Genomic DNA, 23639 nt, shown 5'->3' on the forward strand with positions numbered 1-23639 from the left:
TTTGGAATACCGTTTGCGATACCTTTTTTAAAACCGGTAATTATGCAAAAACATATTCTCGTGCTGGCCGCCGCCGCTTTGATGGCTTGCCAGAACAATCAGTCCGCCACAGGCAGCGATTCTGCCGACAGCAAAATAGAACAGGGCGCGGAACAAATGAAGGAAGGGCTGGAAGAGAAAGCCGACACTGCCGGGGCATACCTGAAAGAACAGGCTGATACGGCCGGCACTTACTTTAAACAACAAAGAGACAAGGCCTCCGCCGCCATCAAAGAAAAAATGGACAGCCTGGACGCGCGTATCGAAGAACTGAAGAAAGACGGCAGCAAAAAAAGCGAAAAAGCCCGTAAGGACCTCCAGGAAGTGCGCGACGATTTAGGCAAAAGCTTGAACGAAGTGCGCAACAGCACTGCCGAAGCCTGGGATAAAACCAAGGCGAACCTGGATAAGACCATGAAAAAGGCAGACGCTGAATGGCAGGAGTTCAAACGTGACTTTAGAGAACTGTTCCATTAAGCTTCTTTCGATCAAGACAACATAGAACCGGGGCGGGTCCCCGGTTTTTTTATGCCCTGAGCACAAATAAAAAGCGGCATCACAATGGTGATGCCGCCTGGGAAGTATCGGGTATCTTCTTATTTGCCGAGTGTCCAGCCGTCGCGGTAGGTGCGTTTTACGAACTGGTTGGCATCGTCGAAGTTGGTGATCTTCATGTTCGGGCCGTCCCAGAGCAGCTTGATGTAGCGGCCGGGGTACTCGAAGCCTTTGCCGTCTGCTTTGGGCTTACGGATGTCGTAGCTGCGGATGGCGAGGTTGCCCATGAGAATGGTTTCTGTGAGAGGGCCGGCAATGTCGAACGGAGCGCTCAGCTCTTTTTTGCCATAACCTGCGATACACGCGTTCACCCACTGCACGTAGTGGCCTTCCGGCACGCGCGCGATGGTTTTAGGCACATTGGCTTCCGCATTGCGGCTGGTAGGCAGCAGGGAAGGGTACATACCGTAGGTTCCGCACATCATTTTGCCCTTGGTGCCGATAAAGATGGCGCCATTGCCGCCGTCGCCCATTCTTTCGTTGGGACCCAGCTCTTCCGGGCGCGCAGGCTGGATACCGCCGTCCATCCAGTGGAGCTTGATATCGCCGTTCTTGCCTTTGAAGTTCATGATCACGTGAGAAGAAGGAGGGCAGCTGTCCGGGAAATAACCCTGCTTGAACTCGTCCACATACACGCTGCCAACGCTGGCTTCGGCGGAAGTGGGGTAGCCCAGGCCGAGCACACGGAAAGGAGGTTCCACGATATGGCAACCCATATCGCCGAGGGCGCCGGTACCGTAATCCCACCATCCGCGCCAGTTGAAGGGCACGAGTTTGTTTACAAAATCTTTTTTGGGAGCAGTGCCCAGCCAGAGGTCCCAGTCGAGGGTCTTGGGAACTTCAGCGCTGGCGGTAGGCCAGGGAATACCCTGCGGCCAAACGGGGCGGTTGGTCCAGCAATACACGGTGTGCACATCGCCGATGAGGCCGGCATTGTACCATTCCATCAGCTGGCGTACGCCGTCGCCGGAAGCGCCTTGGTTGCCCATTTGGGTCACCACTTTATATTTTTTGGCTGCTTCGGTGAGCATACGCGCTTCGTAGATGTCGTGCGTAAGCGGTTTTTGAACATATACGTGTTTCCCCAGCTGCATGGCTGCCATGGCGGCTACGGCGTGCTGGTGGTCCGGTGTGGACACAGTAACGGCGTCGATGTTTTTGTGTTCTTTGTCCAGCATTTCGCGGAAGTCCCTGTAATACTTCGCTTTCGGGAATTTTTTCACCGAATTGGCTGCGCGGGCGTCGTCTACGTCGCATAACACTACGATATCTGCGGGACCTTTTGCAATGTCGGCGATGTCGCTTTCACCTTTACCTCCAACACCGATGCCGGCAACGCGTAATCTGTCGCTGGGCGCTGTATAGCCCTTTCCTCCTAAAACGTGACGTGGAACGATCATAAAACCTGCTGCGGCGGTAGCGCCAGTGGTTAGAAATGATCTACGTGAAATCTGGTTTCCTTCGTTATTTTTTTCCTGAACCATGATTTGATAAATTTTCGTTCAATATAATAGAAAAATTGTTAGATTTTCCAAATAACTCTATGAGCGGCGGTTGATGCTAAATCGATTTTATAGAGGGAAGTATAAAGAAGCCCTGCTGCCGCGAATTACAAGTTAATAAACCGGCGGGTTATGTCCTCATTAATTTTGGCCGGATTGCCGTTTAAAATGTTATTTTTAGCGGCACCAAACAAGTTACAACAATGCCATCTGTCCGCAAGCATCCCGTTGCGTTACCGTTCTTATTTTTTTCTGAAATGTGGGAAAGGTTCGGGTTTTACCTGCTCCTGGCCATTCTCCAGCTATACCTGACAGACGCTGAAAGCGGCGGATGGGCTATGGACCGCACAAAAGCCGTGGACATTTTCGGCACCTTCATCGCCTTCGTATACCTCACCCCTTTCGTGGGAGGGCTGCTGGCAGACCGGAAGCTGGGGTATTCCAGGTCCATCATCATCGGCGGCATCCTGATGGGCATCGGTTACATCGGGTTGTCTGTACAGAACCTGACCGTATTTTACCTGTCCCTTGCGCTCATTTGCGTGGGCAACGGTTTCTTCAAACCCAATATTTCCACCCTGCTGGGCAATGTGTACAACGATCCGCAGTATAAAGCGCAGAAAGACACCGGGTACAATATCTTCTACATGGGTATCAACATCGGGGCCTTTATCTGCACTTTTTTTGCCGCCTATCTCCGCAACAGCATCAACTGGGGCGCTGCTTTCATCGCGGCGGGCATCGGCATGTTCCTCGGGGTGATCATTTTTATCGCCGGCCTGAAACATTATAAACATGCCGATGTGCTGAAGCCTACCCAGCCCGGGGATATGCCGCTGGGCAGCATCTTCGCCCAGGTGTTCGTGCCTGTGCTGATCGTGGGGTATATCGGGTGGATCATTCCCGGGAACATTTTCGGCTCCGATTCTACAGACGCGTTCATATTCGCCTGCCTTCCCATCATTTATTTCTTCGCCAACCTGCTGCGCAAAGCCAGCGCCGGCGACAAACAGCCGGTAAAGGCGCTGCTGGCTATATTCGCCGTGTCTGTGATGTTCTGGGCCGTGTTCAAGCAGAACGGCACCGCGCTCACCACCTGGGCGCAGTTCTACACGGACCGCGAGCTGGCGCCCTCGATAGAAGCACCTGCCAAAAGCCTTTACCTCGCCGAGACCGTGACCCACAAAAAGGACTCCGTTGTAGCGTATGATCACGAATTCAGGGTGGTAAAAGACGCCAAGGGCCAGCCAGTAAAAGAGATCGGCGTTCCTGTTTACCTGAAGAACGTGGCGCCGGAGCGCCTTCCAGCAGAAGGCAGCAGTATCAGCGTGGTGAACACAGAACTGTTCCAATCTGTGAACCCGTTTTTCGTGATCATCCTTACACCGCTGGTAGTGGCGTTTTTCGCGTACCTGCGAAGGCGCAACCGCGAACCCAGCACTCCTACGAAGATCGCCTGGGGTTTGCTGATCTCGTCGCTGTCTACTTTTATGATGGTGGCCGCGGTGTATTTCTGCAACAACGGGGCTGAAAAAGCATCCATGTGGTGGCTGTTCGGCTGCTACGGCATTATCACTGCAGGAGAGCTGCTGCTGAGCCCCATGGGGCTTTCACTGGTATCCAAGCTGAGCCCGCCACGGTTCACTTCGCTGATGATGGGCGGCTGGTTCCTGGCTACTTCCATCGGGAATAAATTATCCGGCGTGCTTGCCGCGATGTGGGACACTTACGATAACAAGATGAATTATTTCCTGGTGAACTTCGTGCTGCTGGGTTTTGCCGCGGGGCTGATCTTTGTGATGCTGAAATGGCTGAACAGGGTGTTTAAAGAGAATGTGCATTAGGTAGAAAATAAAAGGAAAAAACTGGCGGCTATGCATTGATGTGTAGCCGCTTTTTTTATGTGAATTACAGGCACTTTGAGGCTGCTGTAATCCTCTTGATACTGTGATTCTCAAATTGAGATTTTCGCAAGAATGAGCATTAAAAAAATGTATTTTCTGAAAATGTTCGTGATGTGTAATTGTGTATTTTCGGTAAAAATGGGAAAGGAATCATACAGCTTTTATCAACTTAAATTTTAATGAGATGAGAGACATAAAATTAATAAAAGTCAAACGGAAAACTACGATACCCCGCTGGCGGTAAGGGCAGCAGTAAAGGATGTTTTCTCAAGAGAGGCTTCAGATGATCAAATACAGAGCCAGGCAACCAAAGCCGGAAAAGCAAAACAAGCAACTAAAACAAAGTAGTTTATCTATTCAGACATATTATGCAGTTAACCCAGTTGGATAACAACAAGATCTTTATAAATTTTTAGCAATGAGAGGTATAATATTAAAAACGGGAAAACGGAGGGGAACCATACCGCGTTGGAAGATAAGGGCAGCGGTAAAAGCCCTCTTCTTAAGAGAAGCCCAAGAGGCTGAAATCAAGAACCAGGCAGCGAATACTGGAAAAGTAAAACACACTGTAAAAGCAAGGTAGTATATTTATTCAGACATATTATGCGGTTAACCCAGTCAGATAACGACAAGGTTTTTTATCAATTGTCCTTTTGATGAAGACTATCGGCCTTTACTTCATGCGATGGTGTTTGCTATATACAGGTGCGGTTTTTACCCGGTCACAGCACTTAATGAAGACGACGCCACGGACAGCAGGTTAAGTAAAATAATGAGATGTATTAATGATTGCAGGTATGGTATTCACGACATTTCGCGGACGGAGCTTAACGATGAAAAGCTGCCACGGCTCAATATGCCATTTGAGACTGGGCTTTTCTTTGCCGCAAAGCATTTTGGCGGAAAAAACCAGAAAGTGAAGTTTGGGCTAGTTTTTGAGCGGACGAAATATTTGTATCAAAAGTATATTTCCGATTTGAGCGGAATTGATACGAAGGCTCATGACAATGATCCGTTTAAAGTAATTGAAAAAGTCCGAGACTGGCTAAAGATCGTTTCCCGGAGAAGCACGATCCCCGCCCCGACTATATTAAAAAGAGAATACCTTGAATTTGAAAGGAGACTTGCAGAATTACTGGATGACCTGGAATTGGGGGATGAGAATATTTCATTTAATGACTATTGCCATTTCATTGAAGAGGTGCTGGAAGAAGGCCAACCGGACTCCGGAAATAAAAGCCATGCTAATGCTTTCGGTTCGTAATCCTTACGTAACGCTTACTGCACGACTGTTTCCGGTTTCACTATCATCGTACCAACCTCAGAAGATATACCCAATCTTAACACTCACCACAAAACCCGCCGCCCATTCGCTAACCGGGTCGTAGATTTTGTTCACATCCGAGTCTGACCGCCAGCCGCCGACGTAGTTCTTGTCGTTGCTCACCCGGCGGTATTTTAAGCCCGGGCCCGCGCTCAAATCCAGCACAAACCGGCGTTTCACGGGTATTTCATAACCGTATTTAAAGTTGGCGGAAAAAGTGCGGCGGTCGATATTCATACGGTCTACGGGGTTCACGGGCGCGGCATCGCTGTAAGTGGTGCGGATGGTATGGACTTCGAGGCGGTTGGCCTCCACGGAAAAATATTTCCTGATCTGCCGTTCGCGGCGCGTAGGGTAAAACCACTTCTGCTCGATGCTGATACGGTGGCCTTTGAAGCCATGGTATTCCTTTTCCGTGTCAAACATTTCATGCAGGCCGTTAGATAATATGGTATAAGCGACCTGTGTGGCCCAGCGTTCCCTGTATTGGCGTTCGTAGCTGAATTCAAAGCCCGTGTTGATCGGGTCGTGCAGCGGGAACAAAGAAAATTTCAACTGGTTGCGATGCTGGAAAACAGTGTTGTTGCTTTCGCTTTGGGAGTAAGCGCAGATACTGGTAAAGAGTAACAATATTGTAGGTAAAAATTTCATAGCGGCAGATTATAGGGCTTTCATCCTATAACGTGCCGCTATGTATAAGGTTACACCTTACCGGTGTTAATCTTCCCAGGTCATCACTTTCCCCCGGTCGTCCGGCTTGATGGAAATGGCGAGGGTCTTTTCGTCGTACGCCAGGCCATATTGTTTCAGCACATCATCCGGCACGCCGTCCCACACGTTAGGCTGATTGCCCTTGTAGCCAAGGTCTTTCAGGCCCATTTCGCTCGTGAAGAAGCCTGTGGCCGTAAGGTTGCGCATTACGCTGAAGAAGCTCACGCCCTGGCTCAGCTCAGGAGCTGCTTTGTCTGGATACGCGATCTGGTCTGCAATGGCCAGCTGCTGCTCTTTGCCGAGATCGGTGAAGATCTTGTTGTGCAACTTCAGGGAATGCACATCCAGCCAGCGCAGCCCGCCGCGCATGGGCGTCTGGAACTTCGGCTGGTCTTTTACGATGAACTCGATGAAGTCCGGCACTTTGGCTTCGGAAGCGCTGCCGGAAGTGTCGTCCTTCGGGATGATGATATCCGCCAGCACGGTAATGGTCTTCATTTCCGCGGCGGTGAAAAATGTTTCTTTTAAAAGCGATTCGTCACGCTGCACTTCGTCGGGCGTGCGGCCGTAGGCCTTCAATACGCCGGCTCCCACGTTTTCCTTTTCGCCGGGCTTGGTTTCGCAGGCGCTGAGTATAACGCCGGTAGACAAAGAGCCTATTACCAAGGCTTTGAGCGATTCTCTTCTGTCCATGATAATTACAGGTTTTGTTTTTTCAATTCGTCCACAATGTATTCTGATGCGCGGAGAGACAGTGCCAGGATGGTCCAGGTAGGGTTCTTGTCTGCCTGTGATACAAACGCGCCGCCATCTACCACGAACACGTTCTTCACGTCGTGCGCCTGGTTGAATTTGTTGAGCACGGAGCGTTTCGGATCATCGCCCATGCGGGTAGTACCCACTTCGTGGATGATACGGCCGGGATTTTCAAGCCCGTGCATCGTTTCAGCGCCAGGCCTGGTACCCAGGGGAATGCCGCCCATTTCATGGATGATTTGCTCGAAGGTGTCCTGCATGTGCTTGGCCTGCTTGATCTCGTGTTCGCTCCAGGTATAGTTGAAGCGCAGCACAGGGATGCCCCATTTGTCCACCACGTTCGGATCTATTTCGCAATAGTTGTCTTCCCGGGCAATGGCCTCGCCTCGCCCGGCAAAGCCAACCGTTGAACCGTAATAGCGGCGGTATTCGTTCTTCAGCGAAGCGCCGTAGCCGCCGGGCGTAATGCCGCCGGCATTGGGGTTCTTACCTTGCAGGTTCTCGATCCCGAAGCCAAAACCATAACCGGGCATCGGCATGCCGCCACCCATTTCGATGTGGTAGCCACGGGCGAAGTCCAGCTTCTTGTTGTCCAGCCACCAGGGAATGTACATGTGCATGCCGCCTACGCCGTCTTCGTTATAACGTTTACGGTCCATGAGGGCCGGAATGTAAGCCCCGCGGGAGGCGCCGGTGCTGTCGTGCAGGTATTTTCCCACGATGCCGCTGGAGTTGGCAAGACCGTTCTTATGGGCGGATGATTTTGAATTCAGCAGCAAACGCGCGGATTCGCAGGCGCTGGCCGCCAGCACGATTACCCGGGCATTCACAACATATTCCTGCAGATCGGTTTTATCTACATAACTCACGCCTGTGGCCTTTCCTGACGCATCGGTAAGCACTTCCCGGGCCATGGCGTTGGTATAGAGGTCCACATTCCCGTTCTTCATCGCTGGTTTGATGAGCACGGTGGAAGAGGAAAAGTCGCCATGTATGGTACAGCCCCTGCTGCATTGGCTGCAATAGAAGCACGCGCCACGGTCTTTATTCACGGTGCGGGTAAGAATGGAAAGCCTTGAAGGGATAACGGGAATGCCCAGCTTGTCGCCGGCCTTTTTCACCATCAGTTCATGCAGGCGCGGCTTGGGCGGTGGAAGAAAATAGCCGTCCGGCTCGTTGTAAATGCCCTCTTTGGAGCCAAACACGCCGATCATTTTGTCTACGCGGTCGTAGAAGGGTTTTACGTCGTCATAGCCGATTGGCCAGTCATCTCCATGCCCGTCAACACTGTAATGTTTGAAGTCGTTGGGTCCGAAGCGGAGCGAAATACGCCCCCAGTGGTTGGTGCGTCCGCCTACCATGCGTGAGCGGAACCAGTCGAACTGTGTGCCGTTCTTCTTCGTGTAAGGTTCGCCGTTAATTTCCCATCCGCCGTAGGCGGCGTCGAAGTCTCCGAAGGGGCGGGTGGTGCTGGCGCCCCTGCGCGGTGATTCATAGGGCCACTTCAGCTGTGTCTGCTGAGCGGGATCGGCGGGATCGTATTTGGGTCCTGCTTCCAGCAGCGCTACTTTGAGCCCTGCTTCAGACAGTACCTTGGCAGCCATGCCTCCTCCTGCGCCGGAGCCGATGATGCATACATCGTACGCCTTCGCCTGTTTTTTGATCTCAAATGCCATGGTTTTGAACGTGGATTTTTGTTAAAAAGATTCGACCTAAGTATTTAAATCTATAAATTAAATGTGGAAAATGGAAGGTGTTTTTTACTTTCGGTTTCTATTCTATGACAACGAGCACACCATATATCCTGGGAGTCGATATCGGAACGGGCAGCGCCAAAACGGTTGCAGTAACGCCTTCCGGGCATATTCCCGTATCAAAAAGACAATCATACCCAACCCTGCGGCCGCAGCCGGGTTTCAGTGAGCAGGACCCTGAGCAGATCATTTCCGCGGTGATCAGCACCATCCGCCAGACCGTTGAAGAGATGGGAGCGCCGCCGGCGGCCATCGCGCTCAGCAGCGCCATGCACAGCCTGATGGCCGTAGATGCAGACGGGGAGCCGCTTACGCCGCTTATGACCTGGGCAGACAACCGGAGCGAAGCATATGCCGCCGCGTTGAAAGACACGCCCAAAGGGCAGGAGATCTACCAGGCCACCGGCACGCCCATCCACCCCATGAGCCCGCTTTGCAAGCTGCAATGGATGCGCGACCACCAGCCGGAAATATTCGGGCAGGCGGCCTGTTTTGCCGGTATCAAAGAACTTTTCCTCTACCGCTGCTTTCATGAATTCGTAACAGATTATTCCCTGGCTTCCGGCTCGGGATTGTTTGATATCCGCAACCTGGACTGGTATGCGCCTGCCCTTGAGCTGGCGGGCATTACAGACGAGCGCCTGCCTATTCCCGTGGAGACCACGCGCCTGCTGATCGGCATGGATCCCGCGATGGCACAGGCGCTCGGCGTTCCGGCGGATACGCTGATACTGACCGGCAGCAGCGACGGCTGCCTGGCCCAGCTGGGCAGCGGCGCCGTTCAGCCCGGCCATGCCGCGCTCACCATCGGCACCAGCGGCGCGATGCGTATGATGACCAGCCAACCTGCGAAGGACGATCAAAGCAGGCTGTTCTCTTACCTGCTCACGCCGGAACATTACGTTTGCGGCGGCGCTGTGAACAATGGCGGCGGGGCGCTGCAATGGTTTTCCAAAGCTTTCCTGCCCTGGTCTGACTACAACGATTTCCTGAAAACCGCTTTCACGGCGCCTCCCGGCTCCGATGGCCTGCTGTGCATGCCTTACCTGCTGGGCGAACGCGCGCCCGTGTGGGACAGCCGCGCGGCCGGAGCATACATTGGTATCCGCCAGCAGCATGGTTCGCCGCATTTCCAGCGGGCATTGATAGAAGGGATCTGCTTCGGGCTCTACAGCGTGGGCGAAGCGCTGGAAAGCGTAGTGGGCGGCGTGCAGGAAGTGACCGTCAGCGGGGGATTTACCGCTTCGCCTTTGTGGATACAATTACTGGCCGATATATTCCAGAAACCGATGCTGCTGCACCAGGATGAGGACGCTTCCGCACTGGGCGCCGCGTTGCTGGGCTGGCACGCGCTGGAAAAGATCAACGCCTGGGATTTCAGTCCCGCGGCTGCCGCGCGCGTATTTGAGCCCGATGCCACGCACCTGGATGTGTACCGGAGAAATTACAAAGCCTATTCGTTATTGTACCATCAGTTGAAAGACGTGATGGACATGCTCAGGGGATAACTACATCCCTCTTTCAAACATTTTTTCGAGGTCGTTCAGCTTAAAGGAAATGAACGTGAAACGCCCACCCGGCGAAACATTCGGCGTGCTGCATGCAAACAGCTCGTCGATGATGTTCTGCATTTCCCGCGTGCCCAGCACTTTGCCGGGAGGGATGGCGTTGTTGCGCGCCATGGATCGCACGAGGCGTTCGCGGCGGTTATGTTTCAGCTCGTTACTGAAATGTTTGAACTGCTCCAGCAGCCCTTCGATGCTCGCCTGTTCGTTGCCCGTCTGTATATCTGCCGGGGTGCCGCGCACCACGAAAGTATGCTGTCCGAAAGGTTCAAGGTCGTAGCCAAGCGCCTGGAGATCGGGCAGCATTTCGGTGACCACCAGCGCATCCGCGGGGATCAGTTCCAGCGTTTGCGGGAAGAGGCTTTGCTGGGTAGCCATAGGTTTCTCCGCAAGCGCTTTCTGGTAGCGCTCGTACAGGATGCGTTCGTGGGCCGCCCGCTGGTCTATGAGAATAAAACCCGATTTTATCTGCGAAAGGATGTACTGCTGGTGAACCTGCACAGGCACTTTGTGGTCGGTGGCGGCTTCCTGCCAGCGTTCGTCTATCACGGAAGCTGTGCTGGCAGGCTGTTCCTGCGGCACGTTGTCATTGTCCGGCCGGGCGGGTTCGCCGTAGAGTTCTTTCCAGTGCTGGAGGTTGCTGCTGCTGGTCTTATCGATCACATGCGCCTGGTTGGCGTGCGTGAAGGTTTTGTAGATGGAGGTGTTGGCAGACTGCACTTTCTTTTGTTCGGTGAAAGGCTGGGTAAGCGCGTCCAGCTGCTGGATGCCGGGATCCAGGTCGAAATCCAGCGCGGGCGTAACGCTGAACTGTGCCAGGGCATGTTTGATGGCGGATTGCACGAAGGCGTAGAGTATGCGCTCATCGTCGAACTTGATCTCCTGCTTGGTGGGGTGCACGTTGATGTCCACATGCGCGGGGTCGAGATCGATGAACAGTACGTAGAGCGGGTAACTGTCGCCGGGGATCATTTCGGTGAAAGCGTTCATCACCGCATGGTTCAGGTAGCTGCTTTTGATGAAGCGGTTATTCACGAAAAAGAACTGGTCGCCGCGGGTTTTTTTCGCGGTCTCCGGCTTGCCCACAAACCCGTGGATATTCATATAATCGGTGGTTTCCTTAACGGTCACCAGTTTTGAATTATAGTTCTGGCCGAGGATGCTTACTATTCTTTGTTTGAGCGATCCTTTTTCGAGGTGGAACATTTGCTGGCCGTTGCTGTTGAGCGAGAACTGGAGTTGCGGGAAGGCGAGGGCTACGCGTATAAATTCATCTACAATATGACGCATTTCCGCCGCATTGCTCTTCAGGAAGTTGCGGCGCGCCGGTACGTTGAAGAACAGGTTCTTCATGGCTATGCTGGTTCCGGTAGCGGTCTGGCATGGTTCCTGCCGTTTGATGACGCTGTTGTCTATTTCAATAAAAGTTCCCAGCTCATCGCCCGCGCGCCGGGTTTTCAGCTCCACCTGGCTTACGGCGGCGATTGAAGCCAGCGCTTCGCCCCGGAAACCCATGGTCCGGATGTGGAAAAGATCGTCTATAGAACGGATCTTGGAAGTAGCATGGCGTTCGAAACACATACGCGCATCCGTATCGCTCATGCCGCTGCCATTGTCTATCACTTGTACCAGTTCTTTGCCGGCGTCTTTAATGAAAAGTTGTATCTCGGTAGCGCCCGCATCCACTGCATTCTCAAGTAATTCCTTTACCGCCGAGGCCGGCCGCTGGATCACTTCCCCTGCTGCTATCTGGTTCGCTAAATTGTCCGGTAATAAATTGATGATATCCGCCACTTGCCTGCCTTTTGGCGTAAAGGTAGGAATAAAAAATATTGTTAAATACAATACCCCGGCAAACCATTCGGAGGCGGGATTCGTACCTTTATGAAGGTTGAGGTAAAGATAAGCATCCCTGGTATTAACAATGGCGTTAAGGCGTAGTTAACGCGTAATCAAATTACTGGTATGAAATTGTGGAATCTTCTATTTTTAGGGCTGAGTTTATTGATCAGCCAATGCACATACTCTCAAAACGGGAAAAAAACCAATACAATGGATGAAAAAAAGAATCCGGTGTACTCCCGCACGGATAGTAGTAAAGTAAACCTAACAGACGCAGAGTGGAAAAACCTATTACCTAAGGATGTCTATGAAATTGCCCGCGAAAAAGGCACCGAATGGGCGTTTACGGGAAAATACTGGAACACAAAAGACAAAGGCACTTACTTTTGCGCAGCATGCGGTAATCCGCTGTTCGTGTCAGACACCAAATTTGAAAGCGGCTGCGGCTGGCCGAGTTTTTACCAGCCCATCAGCAAAACCAGCGTGATCTATACGCCGGACAATTCGCACGGCATGCAGCGTACCGAAGTACAATGCGGCCGCTGCAAAGCCCACCTCGGGCATGTTTTCGACGACGGGCCTCCGCCAACAGGCCTCCGTTACTGCATCAACTCGGTGATCCTCGATTTCGACAAAGCGAAGGACGCCGAAAAGAAGTACAAGGAAAAGGAATAAGTTTTCCACAAACCTGCTGTATGTTGCGGCGCAAACAGGCTTGTGCCGGTCGCTGGGTTTTTCACCAATGGCAGCGGATGCATAAATTATTCATGAGGTTTTTCCTGGGAATAAAAAAGAGCCCCGGCATATGGCCGGGGCTCTTTTCTTTTTTCGATGATGAGTATTAATAATTGGGATTCTGCTCCATCGTGGGCGATCCGTTCAGGCTGCTGTTCAGTATTTCCTGCGCGGGTATCGGGTAGTACTCATGTTTTCCTTTCTCAAACTTCACGTCGTTGAAATACGTGCGTTTCAGTTTCTCCTTCGCATAATAGGCATTCAGCACCTGGTCTGCAATGCCCCAGCGCACCAGGTCAAAAAAGCGGTGCCCTTCCATGCCGAATTCCAGCCTTTCCTCGAAGCGCACGGCCTTGCGGGCATACACGGGGTCCGTCCAGGGTGTGTTGTACAGGCCTATCACGTAGTTGGCGGCATTGGAGCCGTCTGCCCGTTTCACGAAACCGGCGGGGTTCTGTGATCGCGCGCGGATCTGGTTCACCAGCGTTCTGGCTCTTTCCAGGTTGCCCATCTCCACCTCGCATTCGGCCAGCCACAGGATGGCGTGGGAGAAGCGGATCATGCGGTAATTGTTCGCATTCTGGCGCGGGTTGCCCGTCCAGGTGGAGTTGCCGATCTCTGATTTGGAAAAGAGGTGTTTTTTGGGCGAATAAGGCCCGGCGTAAGACTGGTCCCTGATGTAGGCCTTGCCGGGATGGTCGCCATGGTCAAGATAGGGTATGCCGCGGCGGCCTACCGTCCAGTCCAGGCGCGGATCCAGCTGGCCGGCGTAGGGGGTGAAGGGTTGGGTGGATTCGAGGCCCTGGTCGTTGGTAACGTCGGCATCGTTGAAGGTATCGAGCATGGGAAGGCCGCTGGCGTCTGTTTTGAATGCGTTCACCATGTTCTGCGAAGGCTGGAAGAAGCCGCAGCAGGTGGTGGGCCCGCCGTAAGGATAGTTGAGCGTTACGCCCTGGTTGCCGTTTTCACCGCCGCCGGCGCCATCGTTCACGGAGTGTTCCACTTCAAAAATGGATTCTGCATTGTTGTTGGTGGCTGCGCGGAAATTCTCGGAATAACGCGCCATGAGCGAAAAGCCGCCGCGGATGTAGATGGAATCCAGCAGGGGTTTGGCTTGTGGGAATTTTTGCTGGAACAGGTACGCCTTGGCAAGCAAGGCCGCTGCGGCCCACCTTGTGGCGCGCCCTGGCTGGGTTTGCCGGTGCGGAAGGGTGGCCCATGCAAACTGCAGGTCTGCTTCTATCTTGGGCCAGATGTCTTCTTTATTGGGAACCTTTGTGCTGTTGGGATCTTCCGGGTTATAAGTGGCTTCGTCCACATACGGCACATTCTTCCACATTTTTTTTGCTTCAAAATGATAATGCGCGCGGAGGAACCGGGCCTGCGCAATGATCTGCTGCTTTTCCGCTTCGTCGATGTCTTTGGCTTTGCCCAGGGCGATGAGCACATCGTTGGAGCGGGCCACGCCATCATACACTGCGCGCCATTTGCCGCGGAAGTGGTTATTGTCAGGCAATATCTTGCGGGTTTCTATGAAAGAAATTTCCGGCTGGTCGCCTGATGTTGAACCTTTGTAGGCATCGTCTGAGGCCACGGCGCCGTAAATCCAGTTGTCCGCGGAGCCATGCCAGGATGTGCCGCCGGCGCCCACGCCGTCCAGCAGGGAATAAGCGGCGATGAGCAATGCGTTCACGCCTTTTTTATTGTTCATCTGGTCGGGCAGCAGCACGGCCTTGGGCTTTACGTCCAGGAATTTGTTGCTGCACGAAACCGCCACCAGGATCAAAACGAGAGCGGTAAATATTTTACGTAATTGCATAACGATCAGTTTTAAAATTAGAAGCTCAGGTTTGCGCCGATCAGGAATGTTTTAGCCGCCGGGTAAGCGCCTTCATCCACACCCATATGCCGGTCGTTGTTCGCGCCATATCCGCGCAGGTTGATCTCGGGATCGAGGCCGGTGTATTTGGTGATGGTGAACATATTCTGCGCCTGCAGGTACACCTGGAACATTTCCACGCCCACTTTGCGCAGCAGGTTGGCCGGCAGCTTGTAAGACAGCTGGATGTTCTTCATCCTGAAGTAGGAACCGTCTTCGAGATAATAAGTAGACGGGTTGGAGCTGATCACGTCGTTGGAACGCAGCTGCGGCAGCTTGGCGTCGGTTTTGCCGGGCCTCCAGGAATTATCCTTCATTTCGCGGCTGCGGTTGCCGCCGAACGTCGGGAAGTCTGTCCAGTAACGCACGTAATTGAATATCTGGCTGCCCTGTACACCGGCTGCAAAAAGCGTCAGCCCCCAGTTCTTGTAACCGAGCTGGATGTTGGCCCCATAAGTGAAATCGGGGTGCGGGCTGCCGATGATCATACGGTCTTCCGCATTGATCACTCCATTGCCGTCGCGGTCGTGGAAAATGAACTGGCCGGCTTTGTTGTTTGCGCCGCCGCCGAATTGCGTGGCATGTTTGGCGGCCTCTTCGTCTGTCTGGAAAATACCGTCTATCTGGTAGCCGAAGAAGGAAGAGATGGGGTAGCCGGCCTGGGTAACAGTCATGGATGGAAGGCGGGTGGTGAAGCCGAAGTAACGGGTGTTCGGGTTGCCGTCCGTCACTTCTACATTGTTGCGGTAAGTGGAAAAATTGACGCCGATATCGTAGCGGAACTCGCCCGCAGCTGCGTCGCCCACGTAATTGATGCCGAGTTCAATCCCTTTGTTCACCATCGTGCCGATGTTGCGGAAAGGGTTGGTGGCAATGCCCTGCGTGAATTGCAGCTCTACGGGAAACAGCATGTCGGTGGTCTTGCGGGTATACCAGTCGAAGTTCACGCCCAGCCTACCTTCCAGCAGGCTCGCATCGAAGCCGAGGTCGAAGCTGGAAGTGGTTTCCCACTTGGCGTTGGTGTTGCCGAACTGGGTGATCTCATAACCCTGCAAAGACGTAGTGCGCGCGCCGTTCAGGTCGTAGAACGACGTGGTGGGATTGGTCCCGAAAAACGTATAGGGGTTATAGTTACCGATCTCCTGGTTCCCGGTTTGCCCGTAAGCCGCGCGTATCTTGAGGTCGTTCAGGATGCGGCCGCTTTTCATGAACTCTTCTTCCGTTACGCGCCAGCCGATACTGGCAGCGGGGAAATACGCCACGCGGAAATCCTGCGCAAAACGGCTGGAACGGTCGCGGCGAAGGGTAAGGTCCACGAGGTATTTTTCGCCGAAGGCATAGTTGACCTTCCCGAATTCGGAAGCCAGGCGCCAGTTAGACGCATTGCCGCTGTTGGTGGAAGTACCGGCGTTACCCGCATCCAGGTAGCGGTTTTCGAGGTCGTCCAAAAAGAAATTGGCGCGGCCCGCGGCGAATTGCTCGAAGTAGCTGCTGATGGACTCTGTACCTACGATCACGTTGAACCGGTGGAAAGCACCCAGCCTGAATTTGTAAGTGAGCGTGTTGTACCAGGTCCAGGTGGCCTCGTAGTTGTTGTTCGTGCTCAGGTTGCTGTTGGAGGCTGATTCGGAGGATTCAATATCGCGGATGTTGAAGGTGCGGATATTGAAAGTGGTGTAATCCACGCCGAAGCTCGTGCGGGCAGTGAGGTTGGGCAGGATGTCCGCTTCCAGGAAAGCGTTGCCGAAAATGCGGAGGTCTTTGCCCACGTTGTCTTTATTGCGGTAGAGCAAAGCCACTGGATTACGCGCATTGTCAAGGTCGCCGCCTTTGGTGCCGGCAAAGTTGCCCATGATGTCGTACACGGGAATGATGGGCTGGAGGCGGTATGCGAAAGAAACGGGGTTGCCCTCGTTCTGGTTTCCCGCGGGCTGGCCCACTCTTTCGCCATATGCTACCTGCAGGTTTTCCCCGGCGCGGATGCGCTTGTTCACATTGAATTCTGTATTGGCGCGGATGGAATAACGTTTGAAGTACGTATGGATCATGATGCCCTGCTGGTTGAAATAGTTCAGGCTCATGGCATAACGCCCGCCGTCGTTGCCGCCGGAAACGCCCACCTGGTGGCTTTGGATGGGGGCCGGGTCAAAGATCTCGTCCATCCAGTCTGTACCTTCTTTGTTGGCTTTGGTGATCAGCCATTTGGTTTTCCTGAATTCGGGCGCGTCTATATCGGTGCTGTAGTTGTCGGGGTTCACGCGGGGATCGCTGGCGGAAGCGCCATCCGGGAAGATGTAATCCGGGATCACGGGACTTGCGCCGCTGCCGAACTGCGCATGCTTGGGATAGCCCGTGGCAGCGTCTACGTTACCGGCGTTGATGCGCGATTCCCAGAGCAGGTCCGCATACTCGCGGGTGTTGAGCAGGTCCAGGAATTTGGCGGCGCGCTGGGTGCCGTAATACATGTCGTAGGTGAGCTTGGGCTTGCCGGGCTTTCCCCTGCGGGTGGTGATGATCACTACGCCGTTGCCTGCACGGGAACCGTAAATGGAGGATGCGGAAGCGTCTTTCAACACCTGCATGCTTTCGATATCGTTCAGGTTAAGCATATTGAGGTTCCCTTTGGTGGGCACCCCGTCTATGATATACAGCGGCGAGTTGTCGTTGATGGTGCCGAAGCCGCGGATGCGCACCATCACATTGCCGCCGGGCGCATTTTCGTTGCCGATGGTAACGCCGGCGATGCGGCCCTGCAGGGCCTGGCCCACGTTGGCGGCGGGCGCGGAAAGGAGCTGTTTCACGTTCACGGTGGCCACGGCGCCGGTGATATCCTTTTTGGACTGGCTGCCGTAACCGGTCACCACCACTTCATTCAGCTGGCCTGCATTTTCGTCCAGCTCTACATCGATGGTGGCTGCGCTTCCAACGGTTACTTCTTTCTGTCCGAAGCCTACGAAGGAGAATTGCAGCACGTCGCCGCTTTTGGCGGTAATGGAATAGACGCCCTGTGGGTCTGTAACGGTACCGGTTTTGGTACCTTTGATGACAATGGTAACGCCGGGCAGCGGCGATTTGTCCAGTTTACCGGTTACCTTGCCCGTGATCTTACCGGATTGCGCCCATGAGGCCAGGCATGGCAAGAGCAATAGCCATACGGCCAGCAGCCTGCGGGCTCCGCAGTTTACGTGGAATGACATAGATGTTTTAGTTTACAGGATGGAAAATCGGTTGAATCCCGGTCAACAAAATCGATTTAGCTTTGGCGTTCAGGTCGTTGGCAGCCGTTTTACGGCGCGAGGTGATCGTACTTCTTAGTCATAATGGAAGTAATTTTGATGATGAAGAATGAGACTCGATTCAGATATGGCGTTCAAAAAACAAAAAGGATCGCTAGTGCGTTAACGTGTGAATGGTACTGTGCATAACGGGTGTTAGGTTTTTTAAAAGGTCAATGAAACAATTACAGGTTTTCTTTCTCTTCTGTGCTCTTTTGAATTTACAACTTTATTTTAAAAAGGCGGGCTTTTTTTGGATGACCGTTGGCAGTGCAGGCCGGGCATAGCCGGTGCGGTTAGGCAGGGAAAGGAATTACAGGATGATCAGGAGCTGATGTCGGCCATCTCGAAGGTGTTCGGCTCAAATTCGATGATATCGTACACCGCCAGCTGGAATTTATCCAAAGGATCTTCGGCGAGAATGGCCTCCACTTCGCGGCGGCTGCCGGCCTTGCAGAGAATGATGGCGCCCGTGCGGGGTTTCCTGCGGCCGGAGATGATGAATTTTCCTTCCCGGTATTGTTTTTCCAGGAAGGCATTGTGCGCCGCCATATAATGCTCTATAGCCGCAACAGGGCGGATGTACTGGAGGAGGATCAGGTACATAACTTAAACGGTTCTTCAGTAAATGGTTAAAATTCAGATATATGCAAAGGTAGACAAATTGTTGAAAGTAGCCGGTTTTAGGCCGTATATCAATAAATTTAAACGTATTAGCAAAAAAGCTTGTATTTTTACCGGTAATTTTCAAATCCATTTAACATCTTTCTCTTTATGAAAAGAATGATCTCCAGAACGCTGCTCGTTTTTTCCGGGGCAGCGGTGTTATTGTTATCCGCCTGTTCCAAAACCCCGGAGCAGGGCAAGCATATTCCCAAAACCGCTGCGCTCGTGCTGGGCATCAATTCTGCACAGGTACAGGACAAACTGGTCAAGGAAGGAGTAACAGTTGATAAACTGTTCGACGCCGTGCAGACCAAAGATACTTCCAGCTCATTGGGCAAGGCTTTGAGAGACGCAGAGAACTCAGGCATCGACCTGAAAGGCGACGTTTTTGTCGCCATGGTTCCCGGCGAAGCCGGCAACAAGGGCTATTTTATGGCCTCCGCCAAACTGAAAGACGTTGCCAAATTCGAAGCTTTCGTGAAAGAAAAATCCAAGAAAGAAGTAAAAGCCGGTACTGACTTCAAATACGTGGAAGATGAAGGGGCTATCGTTGGTTTCGACAAAGAAACCATCATCGGCGTTTTCGCATTCGATCCCAGTGACCTGGACCGCCAATCCGCATACGACGAAATGGGTGCTTTCGGTGACAGCACTGCCGCACCCGCGGCTGCAGCGCCTAAAGCTGTTAATAATGTTGAAACGCTCAACAAACTGTTCCATCTGAAAAAAGACGAGTCCATCGCCACTGTTGAATCTTTCAAAGACGTACAGAAAGAAAAAGGCGACGTGTTCTTCTGGATGAGCAGCGAGCAGATCTACGCTTTCAACCCTGGCACACCCTCCGGCATGGCCGCGCTTATGACCGGCAATATCAAGAAACTGACAGAAGGCGCGTTTACCACCGCCGCTGCGCACTTCGAAAGCGGGAAGATCAAGGTGAACAGCACTTCCTACGCTGGTAAGGAAATGACTGACATCATGAAGAAATATCCCATGGAGAAAGTGAACATGGAGATGATCGAAAATTATCCTTCCGACAATATCCTCGGTTTTGCCGTGATGAACTTCGACCTGCGCATGGTAGGAGAGATCCTGAAACTCGTAGGCATGGACGGCCTGGTGAACATGGGCCTCGCTGAAGCGCAGCTCACGCTGGACGATGTGCTGAAAGCATTCAAAGGCGAGATCGCTATTATCGGTTCAGACTTTACCGTTAAGAGCCAGCCTTCTGCCTGGGATTCTACCGTGACCACCGAGAAACCCGATGTTAAGTTCGTGTTCAATATGAAAGTGGGCGACAAAGCCGCGTTCGAGAAAGTAATGAGCAGCAAGATGATCGCGCCGATGTTCTCCAAACAGGGCGACCAGTATGTGCCCCAGCAGCCGATGGGCGAAGTGGCCATTTCCATCAACGACAAACGCATCCTGGCTGCTTCAGACGAGGCGCTGCTGACCGCTTACGAAGCCGGCAAATCCAAAGCCAAGCTGGAAGAAGTAGCAGTGAACGCCGCCAAAGGCAGCGTGCTCGGCATGTACCTCGATATCGAAAAGATCGTGAACAATATTCCTGAAAAGGAAATGAAAGAGCTGCCTGACAGTATTTCCAACGACCTGAAAGGCCTGCTCAAGAACTTCACCGTTTCTTCCGAGCCCTTCAACGGCAAGAACCAGAAATCCGTACTGGAGCTGAACTTCAAGAATGAAAGCCAGAACACGCTGGTGCAGCTGGTGAACTTCACCAAAAAGATGTGGGCTTATTACGAAGCGAAAAAAGCCGAAGACGAAGCGAAATGGGGCGGCGATATGGTTACCGACAGCGCTGCCGCCGTGGTAGACACTGCTGCTGCCGTGGCTCCCGTGCAATAACATAAAATTTTTTATCCGCTTAACGGAAGAAGAAGCTGCCTGCAACGGGCAGCTTCTTTTTTTTGCCTATATTTAAACTTCTACAACAGGAACATATGCAGATCCAGCTTTCTGCGGTTGTGCCGGTTCCGCTGCGCGAAAGGATATTGCAGCGGCAGTCCGACATCTGGAACCGCGACGTTACTTTCCAGCCGGGACAATTCATCAAGATCAAAGCCCCTTCGGGCACGGGGAAAACCACGCTGGTGCATTACCTCTATCATATCCGGTACGACTATACGGGCACTGTGAGCGTGAATGGCAAGCCCTGGCAGAGCTATGACCGCGACCAGCTGAGCGCCATCCGCCAGCAGCAGGTAAGCGTCGTGTTCCAGGACCTCCGCCTGTTTGACCAGCTGACGGCTTTGGAGAACATTGAATTGAAACGCGTGATGCATCCGCAGCCATATTACCCGCAGGAAAAAGCGCTGGAATTTGCAGAGCGCCTGGGCGTTACACACGTTTTGAAGCAGAGCGGCGCCACCCTGTCTTACGGCGAACGCCAGCGCATTGCCATCATCAGGGCGCTGATGCAGCCTTTTGAATGGCTGATGATGGACGAGCCTTTCAGTCACCTGGACGATGCCAATGCAGACAAAGCTGCGAAGCTCATTGCCGAAGAATGCACCGCGCGCAAAGCCGGTTTCATCCTGACGGACCTCGACCATGACCAACGATTTGACTACACCGTAAGCTATCTTTTATAACATGCAGTTCAACCAGATTTTAAAGAAGATCATTCATACCGGCGTTGGCCGGGGCCGCTTCTGGATGGCGTCCATCGGGCTGGGGATAGCCATGCTGCTGATACTCGTGGCATTGCAGGTGCATACCAATTTCAACGAACTGCTGTATGGCCGGAGGAACCAGAACGAAAGGGCGGATTATCTTGTAGTGAATAAAAAGATCACCAACGACATGATGGGCCGGCCGGAGCTGACGGTTTTCAGGCCGGAAGAGCTGAAAGACATCGCCGCGCAGCCTTTCGTGGAAGACTTCAGCGTGATCACCGCCGCGCAATACAACGTGCGGCTGGAGGCAGACCAGCTGGGCTTTTCCACTCTCGCGTTCTTCGAATCCGTACCGGATAATTTTATTGACGTGCAAACCACGGATTGGAAATGGCAGGAAGGCGAACAGATTGTCCCCATCATTGTTCCCCGTGATTTCACCAATATGTTCAACTTCGGGTTTGCGCTGGGTAATAACATGCCGCAGTTCTCCGAAGAAACGATCAAAACGCTGAGCCCCGGTATCGTGATCAGCCAGGGCATGCGCACCGGCCGCTTCATGGGCCGCATCGTGGGTTTCAGCGACCGCATTTCCACTGTGCTGGTGCCGCAAACCTTCATGGACTGGGCCAATAACATTTATGGCACGGGCTCCGCCAAAGCGCCTTCCCGCGTGATCATCAAAACCAAAGACCCCAGCAGCACCGTGCTCACCACTTACCTGGAAGAACACAAATACATCACCGACGAAGAGAAGACCAAATACAGCAAGATCAGGGGCATTGTGCAGATCATCGTATCTGCCGTGGGCTTCTTTGGACTGGTATTGCTGATGTTTGCGCTGCTGGTGTTCAGCATGTTCATCCAGCTGGTGATAGAATCATACCGCAACGAGATACGGCTGCTGATCACGCTGGGCGCGTCTCCCGGGCAGTTGCAGCGGTACCTGCTGAAGCAGTTCATTCCCATGTACATCGTTACCGGCATTATTGCTTTTGCGGCTGTGACCGGCCTGCAATGGTGGGCGTCCGGACAGCTGGCGGCACGCAACATGTTCGTGTCCCAATGGCCGGGGATCATGGCGCTGGTGGCTACCGTGGCGATATTGGCGCTTGTTTATACCGTGAACTGGCTGGCCGTGCGCAAGCATATCGCGGAACATACCTGATCAACCATTATACACATATGAAAAAGACCCTGCTCCTCCTGTTTTCCCTCTGCGGCGCGCTGACCGTATCCGCGCAGCGCACCATCCTGCATTGCGGCACGCTGATAGACGGCGTGAGCGACAAGCCGCGGCAGCAGATGACCGTGATCATCGAAGGCAAAAAGATATCCGCCGTGCAACAGGGCTATGCCACTCCCGCCCCCGGCGATAAGGTGATAGACCTTAAGAACCAGACCGTGATGCCCGGCTGGATGGACATGCACGTGCACCTGGAAGGCGAAACCAATAAGAACGCATACATAGAAAAATTCACGCAGAACCCGGCAGATCTTGCATACCAAAGCGTGCGTTATGCAGAACGTACACTCATGACCGGATTCACCACCGTGCGCGACCTTGGCGGCTCCGGCGTGAACATTGCGCTGCGCAATGCTATCAACAAAGGACTGATCGTGGGTCCGCGTGTGTTTACGGCCGGTAAGTCCATTGCCACCACCGGCGGTCATGCAGACCCTACCAACGGCTACAGCCGCGCGCTCATGGGAGACCCCGGGCCTGAGGCCGGCGTGGCCAACGGGCCGGACGAATGCCGGAAAGCAGTGCGGCAGGCATATAAAAACGGTTCCGATCTCATCAAAATAACAGCTACCGGCGGCGTGCTGAGCGTGGCGAAAGACGGCAGCAGCCCGCAGTTTACAGACGAAGAGCTGGCTGCGATCGTCAGCACGGCGAAAGATTATAATTTCAAAGTAGCCGCGCACGCACATGGCACAGAAGGTATCAAACGCGCCATCCGTGCGGGAGTGAACTCCATCGAGCACGGCACGCTGATGGACGATGAGGCCATGGCGCTCGCTATCAAACACGGTACCTGGTATGTGCCCACCATAACGGCGGGCCGCTCCGTAGCGGATTCCGCAAAAATACCCGGCTATTACCCGGACATCGTGAAGCCGAAAGCAGAAGCCATCGGCCCGCAGATACAGGTCACTTTTGCGAAAGCCTGGAAAAAAGGCGTCAAGATCGCTTTCGGCACCGATGCCGGTGTATACATGCACGGGCGCAACTGGCTTGAATTCGTGTACATGGTAGAAGCAGGCATGCCAGCGATGGATGCCATCAAATCGGCCACCATCAAGGCTGCGGAGCTGCTGGGCATGGAAAGCCAGATGGGAAGCGTGGAAGCAGGGAAAATTGCGGACTTCACCGCTGTAGACGGCGATCCGCTGAAAGATATACAGGCGATGGGCAAAGTGAGCTTCGTGATGAAAGACGGCTTGATTTTTAAGCAGGGAACCGCTAACTTGGCATCCGTAAAAAACTAGCGG

General features: G+C 53.2%; 18 protein-coding genes. 10 read left to right on the forward strand and 8 right to left on the reverse strand.

The window, feature by feature from the left end; translation table 11 throughout:
• The first annotated feature begins 42 nt into the window (after positions 1 to 42).
• The gene (locus tag R3I13_RS06440; protein WP_346317105.1) at positions 43 to 516 is read left to right on the forward strand and encodes a hypothetical protein; all 474 of its coding nucleotides are present in this window, start codon (positions 43 to 45) and stop codon (positions 514 to 516) included.
• 119 nt (positions 517 to 635) lie between these two features.
• Here R3I13_RS06440 and R3I13_RS06445 read toward each other — a convergent pair whose 3' ends face one another.
• Positions 636 to 2078, reverse strand: coding sequence for a Gfo/Idh/MocA family oxidoreductase (locus tag R3I13_RS06445; RefSeq protein WP_346317106.1), 1443 nt, complete (start codon positions 2076 to 2078; stop codon positions 636 to 638).
• 221 nt (positions 2079 to 2299) lie between these two features.
• Between R3I13_RS06445 and R3I13_RS06450 the strand changes: the two genes are divergently transcribed.
• The 3 genes from R3I13_RS06450 (at position 2300) to R3I13_RS06460 (ending at position 5264) form a co-directional block, all read left to right on the forward strand.
• On the forward strand, positions 2300 to 3940 hold the full coding sequence (locus R3I13_RS06450; RefSeq protein WP_346317107.1) for a peptide MFS transporter: 1641 nt from the start codon (positions 2300 to 2302) through the stop codon (positions 3938 to 3940).
• Positions 3941 to 4418: 478 nt separating this feature from the next.
• Positions 4419 to 4583, forward strand: coding sequence for a hypothetical protein (locus tag R3I13_RS06455; RefSeq protein ID WP_346317108.1), 165 nt, complete (start codon positions 4419 to 4421; stop codon positions 4581 to 4583).
• 189 nt (positions 4584 to 4772) lie between these two features.
• Positions 4773 to 5264, forward strand: a complete 492-nt coding sequence (locus R3I13_RS06460) for a hypothetical protein (protein WP_346317109.1) — start codon at positions 4773 to 4775, stop codon at positions 5262 to 5264.
• A gap of 57 nt (positions 5265 to 5321) precedes the next feature.
• Here the strand turns inward: R3I13_RS06460 and R3I13_RS06465 are convergent, their stop codons facing one another.
• From R3I13_RS06465 to R3I13_RS06475, 3 genes are all read right to left on the reverse strand, one after another.
• Complete coding sequence (locus R3I13_RS06465; protein WP_346317110.1) at positions 5322 to 5975, reverse strand: hypothetical protein; 654 nt, start codon at positions 5973 to 5975, stop codon at positions 5322 to 5324.
• Positions 5976 to 6041: 66 nt separating this feature from the next.
• Positions 6042 to 6728 carry a gluconate 2-dehydrogenase subunit 3 family protein gene (locus tag R3I13_RS06470; RefSeq protein WP_346317111.1) on the reverse strand — a complete coding sequence of 229 codons (687 nt, stop codon included), beginning with the start codon at positions 6726 to 6728 and terminating at the stop codon, positions 6042 to 6044.
• A gap of 5 nt (positions 6729 to 6733) precedes the next feature.
• Entirely contained in the window at positions 6734 to 8467 is a 1734-nt protein-coding gene (locus R3I13_RS06475) for a GMC family oxidoreductase (protein ID WP_346317112.1), read from the reverse strand.
• A gap of 104 nt (positions 8468 to 8571) precedes the next feature.
• On the opposite strand from R3I13_RS06475, the gene R3I13_RS06480 reads away from it, so the two are divergent.
• Positions 8572 to 10053, forward strand: a complete 1482-nt coding sequence (locus tag R3I13_RS06480) for a gluconokinase (RefSeq protein ID WP_346317113.1) — start codon at positions 8572 to 8574, stop codon at positions 10051 to 10053.
• On the opposite strand, the gene mutL is transcribed toward R3I13_RS06480, so the two are convergent.
• A complete protein-coding gene (gene mutL, locus R3I13_RS06485) occupies positions 10054 to 11904 on the reverse strand; it encodes a DNA mismatch repair endonuclease MutL (protein WP_346317114.1) in 1851 nt (616 codons plus the stop codon).
• Positions 11905 to 12162: 258 nt separating this feature from the next.
• Between mutL and msrB the strand changes: the two genes are divergently transcribed.
• Positions 12163 to 12627, forward strand: a complete 465-nt coding sequence (gene msrB / locus R3I13_RS06490; RefSeq protein ID WP_346317115.1) for a peptide-methionine (R)-S-oxide reductase MsrB — start codon at positions 12163 to 12165, stop codon at positions 12625 to 12627.
• Positions 12628 to 12793: 166 nt separating this feature from the next.
• On the opposite strand, the gene R3I13_RS06495 is transcribed toward msrB, so the two are convergent.
• From R3I13_RS06495 to R3I13_RS06505, 3 genes are all read right to left on the reverse strand, one after another.
• Positions 12794 to 14506: a RagB/SusD family nutrient uptake outer membrane protein gene (locus R3I13_RS06495; protein WP_346317116.1), complete on the reverse strand. Its 1713-nt coding sequence runs from the start codon at positions 14504 to 14506 to the stop codon at positions 12794 to 12796.
• Between the two features lie 17 nt (positions 14507 to 14523).
• A complete protein-coding gene (locus R3I13_RS06500; protein WP_346317117.1) occupies positions 14524 to 17763 on the reverse strand; it encodes a TonB-dependent receptor in 3240 nt (1079 codons plus the stop codon).
• Positions 17764 to 18165: 402 nt separating this feature from the next.
• Complete coding sequence (locus R3I13_RS06505) at positions 18166 to 18447, reverse strand: YciI family protein (RefSeq protein ID WP_346317118.1); 282 nt, start codon at positions 18445 to 18447, stop codon at positions 18166 to 18168.
• Positions 18448 to 18615: 168 nt separating this feature from the next.
• Between R3I13_RS06505 and R3I13_RS06510 the strand changes: the two genes are divergently transcribed.
• From R3I13_RS06510 to R3I13_RS06525, 4 genes are all read left to right on the forward strand, one after another.
• Complete coding sequence (locus R3I13_RS06510; protein ID WP_346317119.1) at positions 18616 to 20373, forward strand: DUF4836 family protein; 1758 nt, start codon at positions 18616 to 18618, stop codon at positions 20371 to 20373.
• A gap of 95 nt (positions 20374 to 20468) precedes the next feature.
• A complete protein-coding gene (locus R3I13_RS06515) occupies positions 20469 to 21119 on the forward strand; it encodes an ATP-binding cassette domain-containing protein (RefSeq protein WP_346317120.1) in 651 nt (216 codons plus the stop codon).
• Position 21120: 1 nt separating this feature from the next.
• Positions 21121 to 22311 carry an FtsX-like permease family protein gene (locus tag R3I13_RS06520; RefSeq protein WP_346317121.1) on the forward strand — a complete coding sequence of 397 codons (1191 nt, stop codon included), beginning with the start codon at positions 21121 to 21123 and terminating at the stop codon, positions 22309 to 22311.
• Between the two features lie 17 nt (positions 22312 to 22328).
• Positions 22329 to 23636: an amidohydrolase family protein gene (locus tag R3I13_RS06525; RefSeq protein ID WP_346317122.1), complete on the forward strand. Its 1308-nt coding sequence runs from the start codon at positions 22329 to 22331 to the stop codon at positions 23634 to 23636.
• The last annotated feature ends 3 nt before the right edge of the window (positions 23637 to 23639 follow it).

Origin of the sequence: Chitinophaga sp. YIM B06452 (genome assembly GCF_039655965.1) — a bacterium.
GTDB lineage: Bacteria > Bacteroidota > Bacteroidia > Chitinophagales > Chitinophagaceae > Chitinophaga.

Bases quoted from the DNA above. Each gene is read 5' to 3' on its own strand.
- msrB (WP_346317115.1), top strand. From the start codon at position 12,163: ATGGATGAAAAAAAGAATCCGGTGTACTCCCGCACGGATAGTAGTAAA.
- R3I13_RS06520 (WP_346317121.1), top strand. From the start codon at position 21,121: ATGCAGTTCAACCAGATTTTAAAGAAGATCATTCATACCGGCGTTGGC.
- R3I13_RS06440 (WP_346317105.1), top strand. From the start codon at position 43: ATGCAAAAACATATTCTCGTGCTGGCCGCCGCCGCTTTGATGGCTTGC.
- R3I13_RS06465 (WP_346317110.1), bottom strand. From the start codon at position 5,975: ATGAAATTTTTACCTACAATATTGTTACTCTTTACCAGTATCTGCGCT.
- R3I13_RS06460 (WP_346317109.1), top strand. From the start codon at position 4,773: ATGAGATGTATTAATGATTGCAGGTATGGTATTCACGACATTTCGCGG.
- R3I13_RS06495 (WP_346317116.1), bottom strand. From the start codon at position 14,506: ATGCAATTACGTAAAATATTTACCGCTCTCGTTTTGATCCTGGTGGCG.
- R3I13_RS06450 (WP_346317107.1), top strand. From the start codon at position 2,300: ATGCCATCTGTCCGCAAGCATCCCGTTGCGTTACCGTTCTTATTTTTT.
- R3I13_RS06480 (WP_346317113.1), top strand. From the start codon at position 8,572: ATGACAACGAGCACACCATATATCCTGGGAGTCGATATCGGAACGGGC.
- R3I13_RS06470 (WP_346317111.1), bottom strand. From the start codon at position 6,728: ATGGACAGAAGAGAATCGCTCAAAGCCTTGGTAATAGGCTCTTTGTCT.
- R3I13_RS06445 (WP_346317106.1), bottom strand. From the start codon at position 2,078: ATGGTTCAGGAAAAAAATAACGAAGGAAACCAGATTTCACGTAGATCA.
- R3I13_RS06500 (WP_346317117.1), bottom strand. From the start codon at position 17,763: ATGTCATTCCACGTAAACTGCGGAGCCCGCAGGCTGCTGGCCGTATGG.
- R3I13_RS06525 (WP_346317122.1), top strand. From the start codon at position 22,329: ATGAAAAAGACCCTGCTCCTCCTGTTTTCCCTCTGCGGCGCGCTGACC.
- R3I13_RS06515 (WP_346317120.1), top strand. From the start codon at position 20,469: ATGCAGATCCAGCTTTCTGCGGTTGTGCCGGTTCCGCTGCGCGAAAGG.
- R3I13_RS06455 (WP_346317108.1), top strand. From the start codon at position 4,419: ATGAGAGGTATAATATTAAAAACGGGAAAACGGAGGGGAACCATACCG.
- R3I13_RS06505 (WP_346317118.1), bottom strand. From the start codon at position 18,447: ATGTACCTGATCCTCCTCCAGTACATCCGCCCTGTTGCGGCTATAGAG.
- R3I13_RS06475 (WP_346317112.1), bottom strand. From the start codon at position 8,467: ATGGCATTTGAGATCAAAAAACAGGCGAAGGCGTACGATGTATGCATC.
- R3I13_RS06510 (WP_346317119.1), top strand. From the start codon at position 18,616: ATGAAAAGAATGATCTCCAGAACGCTGCTCGTTTTTTCCGGGGCAGCG.